Origin of the sequence: Candidatus Thiosymbion oneisti (genome assembly GCF_900092655.1) — a bacterium.
GTDB classification, from domain to species: domain Bacteria; phylum Pseudomonadota; class Gammaproteobacteria; order Chromatiales; family Chromatiaceae; genus Thiosymbion; species Thiosymbion oneisti.
Map to the genome: position 1 here is coordinate 1 of NZ_FLUY01000498.1, position 7206 is coordinate 7206.

Genomic DNA, 7206 nt, shown 5'->3' on the forward strand with positions numbered 1-7206 from the left:
TGCAAGTTCATAGTATCTGCTTGCTCACACGCTTGGCTTTCACGCTCCGGCGCCAAAACTAGCAGAATCGATCGAAACTAGGTACTAGACCAGGGAGTGCGAAGTAGATATCAATAGCCGATCGCCCGGGCCTGTCGGTATTAGGCCCGGGCTTATGGCACCGCCGGATCAGGATCTGACGACGAACCGGGATGTGCTCGTGTCGTAGCTGGAGCCGGCCTGGACCCTGTGCTCAATCACATAAGCGCCCGGAGCGATACCCGTTGGAATGGATATCTCCGCTTCGGCTGCCCAACCGCCATCCTCGCGCTCGTTCGTCTGAGCGGGCAGGGACGTAACGGCCTTGCCATTTTTCTTGAGTGTCCAACTCTCCTTCACGCTAACAGCGGATTCGTTCGCTGGTAGGCGCACCGAGTAATCTGTGAGGATATTCACGGTTTCTCCGATTTTCGCTGTCCTCGGTGAGTTGCTACTCTTGTTGATTTTGACTTGGGGACTTCTGACTGATTTGGTCAATCCATAGACCCGCCGGTCGTTCGCCCTCGAACGAACCCGTTCCGATTGGTATTTTTTGATACTGACAGTGGCCCAGCCGGCGGCAGCGCCGACGGCTGCACCCACTGCACAACCTTTTCCTCTATCCTCATCATTGGTTAGTGCACCCACTGCACAACCCAACAAGGCACCGATACCTGCACCCGCTGCCTTGTCCTGCGTATCGCCGGTCGTCTGGCACCCTGAGAGGGTAATGACCGCGGAAACAGTGACGGCAAGTAGGACACTTTCAGTGGTTCGCTTCATCGATAAAGACCCTCCAAAAAGACGAACAAAGACCCCGTTTCTGAACATACATTCATGTGGCGCATACCTTCATGTGCTCTAAAACAGGTCTACCTCGGGAAGCGCCGATTTTTGGCTATTCCCAACTAAAGTCAGCACGGAACCACCAAATTCGGTGGTGTTGTAACTCTGTTGCTTCATGCTCATAAGATGTTGATTTAGAATCTTTATTTGAGCCTTGAAAAACAAAGTTAGAACACTACCCCACCAAATTCAATTGACAGTTCCCGAAAAAGCTATTCCCAAAACTTCCACCACTTACTCGGTCCTGTCGGTGGAACCTGAACAGGTGCTGGCACATTGCCTTCCTCCCAGTATGGGTTCTTATCCTGTCGCTCCGGTATCTTCTCTGCCAGCTTTTGTTTTAGCTCCTTAACCTTGTCAACCGACGGTGTTTGAATCGCCTCGAAACTGCTGTCGTTATACACATACTTGCCACTTCCGCTGGGATACTCGAGGCCTAATTTTATATTGTGTTTCTGCCCGTCAACGGACAGGTAGGAGCGAAAGGTAACGACATAGTCGCTCTGCAGAATATCCTGGATTTCCTCCACGATACGCTGCATTTCAGAGATCGTTTTTCCCAGGTTGAAGTAGATGCCGAAGGAATTCTTCGACAGGGCCTCGAGATTCTTGAAGTGCTTGCTATCAACCTGCGAGTATGCCAACGCATAGATAGGAATCGGAATCGATAGATTGGAAATGCGTGTCATCAATTCCTGACGGGTAACCGAGCTGCCTTCATCCTTTCCATCGGACATCACAATCACGGAGCAGGACACCACATAGTTTCCTCCTGACACGACGGAACCCTGGGAGCTGAGGGCACACATCTGCAGGGCAGCACCGATGCTGTCGTACAAGCGGGTCTTTTTGCCACCTGCACGAATATCGGCAATGCGTCGTGCAAGTGCATCCTTGTCGCGTTCGAACTGGGATACAAGCTCATAACCTTGATCGGTATCCCGAATCGCCAGGACTGCAACCTCGTCTTGGGGACGCTTGCTGTCGATGAAGCGGATCGCCGCCCTCAGGGTTTCGTCGAATGGGGTATTGCCCCTGGAGCTGCCGACTTTGGATTTGACCTCTTCCTTGGTTTTTTTACCCATGGTTCCGCTGGCATCGATCACCAGTACCGACCGGGTGGCCTCTTCACGTTGACGAATCGATTGCACGCCATACTGCCTTTTTCCCACATCATAGGACTTACCCCGAACCATCAGACCAATGTTGAGCTCGGTTAGATTCTCTAACGGACGCATCTCAGTGTCGAATGTACGGAAATAGATCTGAACGAAGGGATACAAGGAATAGTCGGTGCGGTAGACCTTCAGTCCGTATCCGCCGGGGGCAGCAAATCCATATCCCTCGGTGACCTGGGCGGATGCTACACCACTGAATAGAACCATCCCCGCTATTACTCCGATTCGGCTGAGGTGTCTAAGGATGAAACCTGACATGTGTGAATCTCGCTTTTGCATATTCAATACCCCTACGACTTGGCAGTTGTGCTGGATAGGATGGAGGAATCCTAATGCTTCGTCGCACCTTTATACTTGAATCCCCAGGAAGATGGGACGCTTGACGCAGGCTTGCTTGCCTTCGAGGCTCTGCGTTTTACCACCTTTCGCTTTGGTACGGGCTTACGCTTTACCACCTTTCGCTTCGGCTTGGCCTTTTTCTTTGTTTTGGTTTTAGGCTTTATTTTAGGTTGCCCGGGTGCCACTATCTTTGCAACAGGCTGCCTGGTCAGTGCCTCCTCTCGATATTTCTTGAAGGTATCCAGTAATGAGCCGCCGGAGCTAGGCTTGGGCGCTGCGGTTACCGTCGGTTGATCGCTGGAAAACACGGAGGGTAACCCCCCGGTGGACCGAGTCGGCTTTGCAGCCGCTATTGCACCAGTCCCGGTTTGAAGCCCCTGTTTTGCGCCGGATGGCGAGGGCATGGGAGCGACCATGCCAAGGTCCTTGGCCCCTGCCACTGATTCATCCGGCGATTTCCGCGCAGACTCAACAGACCGTTCGTCACTGCCGGTAAAGCGATCGATCGCCCCTGATTGCCATAGATACCAAGCGCCCCCGCCGGCAACCGCAACCAAGGTCGTTATCAGGGTAAAAACCGTAGCCCAGGGCCGCTTAGGCGGCGTAGGCACAGGCGTAGAGTCCGGTTGTGCAACGCGAATACTCGGTTGAGCACTGCCAGTGGCGGATGAGCCCGAAGTAGGCAACTGAACACTGGGCAGGACAACCGGATTAGCGGTCGTTGGCCCGGTTGCCGAACCCGCACTGGGGTCGCCCAATACCGTCACCGTACTACCACTGCCATCCTGTACAAGACCGAAGACCTCTGTCAACTCCGCGATCGACTGTTGACGCAGGTTGATGTTGAGTTCCAGAGCCTTCATCACCGCTGTTTCGATCAGCGGCGGGATCTTGGGTAGGAAGTTCGACAAGGGCTCGATGGCCTTTCCCGCAATCCGTTCGTGAGCAGCCGCGGGCATTTGACCAGTGACTAGATTGTAGGTGATCGCACCCAGCGCGTAGACGTCGGAACGGGCGTCCGTCCCCGTACCCAACACCTGCTCCGGTGGACTGAATCCGTGGGAGACGGCGCGGCCTAAGGTGCGGGTCATGGAATCCTGGGTGGCCTCCTTGGCGATGCCGAAATCGATCAGCATAACCCGATCCTGGTCATCGAGCAGGACGTTATCCGGCTTCAGGTCGCGATGAACGACAGGTGGGTCCTGTTCATGGAGATAGCTCAAGGCATCACAGAGCTGACGTACCCAGGGCAGGAGCACGAATGCCGGAATACGGCCGCCACGCCGCTCCTGCTCGGTGCGTAGGGTGCGGTTGCCACCGAACTCCAACACCAAATAGACCATTTCCGACTCGGTGAAACGGTCGGTGATGTCAGGAATGGAGGGATGACTCAAGCGACCGAGCAGGCGGGTCTCATGTTCGTCGAAGAGTATTTCCGGGATCTCCTTGAGCGCTCTGTGCTTTCCGTGCAGCCGCAGATCGTCGACCAGGTAAGTGACACCGAAGCCGCCCTTGCCGAGAACGGCGGTTACCCGATAGCGCTCGTTGATCTCGGTGCCTACGTCCAAACACCAACCCAGGACCCCACGGACTGCGCCCTGGGCCGTCGTGTCCAGGTGGGCGAGCTCCAGACCGCAATCGCCACATCGATACTCGCGTTGCGGCAACTCTACGATTAGATTCGTCGCACTGCACTTGGGACAGCGCTTTTCGACGCTTTCTTCGCTCATGGCAATCTCATGTTTCAGGCCCACAATTCAAGGCACACATTATACCTTACGATCCTTGAGCTTTAGCCCGATGAGAGTAATGACCAGAAAACCTGCTGCTTGGGCTGCCAGATATCCAAGATCGCCTGCCCATTCCCCGGTGACGGGAATGAGTAGCTTGCCGGTGGAGTCACGCAGCATGAGCAGTTCCGAATCGAGTGTCGCGCGCATGGCATCGAGCCCCCAATAGGCGATCACGGATACGCGGGCGAAACTCTCCGTCGCCCCCGTCAGGGCGACCACGGAATTCGACAAGATGAACTGTGGGATCAGCAACAGGGGCAAGGCGGCGATGGCCTTGTCGTTGGAATTGACGAAGGCACTTACCGCCAAACCCATGCCGGTTGCCGCAAATCCGGCCAGAAACAGCGTCAGGAGACGCTCGTCAAAGGGTCCCGAGAAATCCAGCATCCAGGTCACGATGGCCAGGAAGCTGACGCATTGTAGAAGACATAATAGCGCCAGCGGGATCAACTTGCTTACCAGGTAAGCAGGAATCGCAACGACGACGGCGCGTTCCCGCAGATAGATCGGCAGTTCCTTGACGATTTCGCGGGCGGAGTTGATGCAGCCGAACCAAATAGCGGAAAGAATCAACACGAAGGTAATCTGGCTCTCCGCCGCCGCGCGTTGAGGCAGTTCGTCACCGGTGTCGAACACCGCCCCCACGACCAGGGCAATGAGCGGTGCTTGCAGCAAAAGCACCAGCAGGTTCAAATGGTCGGAGAACAGCAGATCGGCATAACGCCGGGTCAAGGTTATCGCCTGTTTGATATCAAACAGGGAACGGCGGATCTTATTCGGTGTTTGGGCATCGGTAGCGGCAGAGTTTTGATTTTGCGCCTTGTCGACCTCGGTCGGCAAACGCGAGCGTACATAGCGTTCGTGGTGTGGTGATTGCACGAAGCGTTCGCTCCAATAGGCTGCTTCTTGAACATCGAGTGCTTCGTAGACATCCGACAGGCGCGCAACACCGAAGTGTTCTGCTGCATCCCCTGGCGGACCATAGTAGACCAGCCGACCCTGATGGAGCAAAGCGACCAGGTGACAATGATCGATATTCTCCAGGCTGTGGGTCACACAGGCGACCGTCTTCCCATCGCCCGCAAGCCCGGCGAATAACCGCATCATACGCTTGTCCGTACCCGCATCGAGTCCGCTGGTTGCCTCGTCCAGGAACAGAATGTTCGGATTCGCCACTAACTCCACCGCCAGACTGACCCGCTTGAGTTGACCCCCGCTGAGTGGCTCGGGGGTGTCCACCGCCAGATCCCCCTTCTCCATTAGTCCGACCCGTTCGAGCACACGCTCGATATAAACCTCGATTTCCTGTGCGGAGGTGTCCGGTGGCAGACGCAACCGTGCCGTATAGCGCAAGGCATTACGCACGGTGATCTTGCGATGGACAATATCCTGTTGAGGCACATAACCGATGCCGGAACGAAACAAGTCGAATGCGCGGTAAAGATCGACCCCGTTATACGAGACCTCACCGGATGAGGCCGGTCGACGCCCATTGAGGGCGTCGAGCAACGTGGACTTGCCCGAGCCGCTGGTACCGAAAATGACGACGAATTCGCCCGGATTGATGACGAGATCGATATCGGCGAGGAGATTGCGTGGCTCGCCAGTGGTTCTGTCGGTTACCGTCTTGTTTAACCCGTACGCCGCGACGCGTACTCGGTTACCAGCCTCCACCGGCTCCAGAGCAGACCCGGAGAAAACAAAGACAAAGCTCGCGAAGGACACCCGGTCACCGGCGTGGAGGACGACGCGCTCATTGATGCGCTGACCATTGACCCAGGTTCCATTGGTACTCTTGAGGTCCTCCAACCAGACGTCATCCGAATCAATTTGAAGCTGCGCATGTTTGCGGGAGATAAGCGGCGAATCTATCGGTAAACCGCAGCTGGGGATGCGGCCGACAATGATCTTGTCGTTGCCCTCTTTAGTGCCGACCGCTGGCGCTGGCCGAGGTCCGGCCATACTATTTCGGTCGGATTCTGGAAAGCGCACCTGGAACAGCGTGGAGCCGAACGCTACCCAGTCACCGTCGCTAACCGCACAGACGTCAGTAATGGTCTCCCCGTTCAGCAGGATCCGAGCAGACCTGATGGGCTCGACCAAGATTAAGCCATCGCGATAACGAAAGCGCGCGTGTTGCGGTTGGACATCGGAACCCGAAATCCGCATCGCGTTTGACTCGTCACTACCCACGCCGTAGTCCTGATTCGGAACCAGCACCAGGCGCCCAAGCGACTGCCGCGATGTTTTGAATTCAACGATATGTTCCACAAGCGAAGCTTCCTATTTCCCTACCCTTGGAGGACTAAGTTAAATATCAGGTCCCGCATGATTACGTGGTTTTTTTTGAAAAGCTGAGGTTGCTGTGAATGCCATTATTGGAGTGTCTGCAAGGATGTTTTGTGGTGCAAGTTTTCTGAGGGATATGTCGATTATACAGGTAGACGAAACGTTTGAGAGTTGCCTGGAGAGAGTCGGCGGAGTCGAAGCGGGTGGTGCGCAGGACGCGGCGATGGGACCATTTGAAGCGTCCGACCATGCCGTTGGTTTGTGGTCTACGGGGGGATCAGGCGGTGTTCAATGCGGTGGTCGGCGCAGACCCGATCGAAGGGGATGAGAACCGGCTGGCTGGCGCTCGTCGGTAGTACAGAAGCGATCGGTAAATTCCTTGCCGTTGTCGGTGAGGACCTTGTTGAGCGTGAATGGAGCCTGGTCGATCAGGCGCTTGAGGAAGCCGCCGGCGGAGGTTGCTGACTTGTCCTTGAGGAGTTCCCCGTACACCCAGCGGGTGGCGCGATCAATGGCGGCAAATAGATACGTCCGTTGGTCCTGGTCCGGCATCCGAGGCAGGTATTTCACATCGACGTGCACAAAGCCCGGCGCGTACGCCTTGAAGGTCTTCACCGGTGTCTTGGGACCTTCCTCGTTCGGGGTGGATGAACTCACGGGTGACCACTAGTACCTAGTTTCGACCGATTTTGCAAGTTCATAGTCTCTGCTGACTCACCCGCTCGCGGTTTTTATTTCGCTTG

The 7206-nt window shown here is 55.6% G+C and carries 4 protein-coding genes and 1 pseudogene; all 5 read right to left on the reverse strand.

Features of this window, described 5'->3' with window-relative positions:
- Window positions 1-168: 168 nt before the first annotated feature.
- Window positions 169-801, reverse strand: coding sequence for a YMGG-like glycine zipper-containing protein (locus BQ17_RS04795; RefSeq protein ID WP_089724750.1), 633 nt, complete (start codon window positions 799-801; stop codon window positions 169-171).
- Between the two features lie 275 nt (window positions 802-1076).
- Window positions 1077-2249: a vWA domain-containing protein gene (locus tag BQ17_RS04800; protein WP_256091484.1), complete on the reverse strand. Its 1173-nt coding sequence runs from the start codon at window positions 2247-2249 to the stop codon at window positions 1077-1079.
- A 122-nt stretch (window positions 2250-2371) separates the two neighbouring features.
- Entirely contained in the window at window positions 2372-4111 is a 1740-nt protein-coding gene (locus BQ17_RS04805; RefSeq protein ID WP_089724757.1) for a serine/threonine protein kinase, read from the reverse strand.
- A 39-nt stretch (window positions 4112-4150) separates the two neighbouring features.
- Window positions 4151-6445 (reverse strand): FHA domain-containing protein, encoded by a 2295-nt coding sequence (locus tag BQ17_RS04810; RefSeq protein ID WP_141699113.1) that lies wholly within the window; start codon window positions 6443-6445, stop codon window positions 4151-4153.
- A gap of 39 nt (window positions 6446-6484) precedes the next feature.
- Window positions 6485-7078 (reverse strand): annotated as a pseudogene (locus BQ17_RS23175) (DDE-type integrase/transposase/recombinase); the annotation flags it as partial.
- Between the last annotated feature and the right edge of the window lie 128 nt (window positions 7079-7206).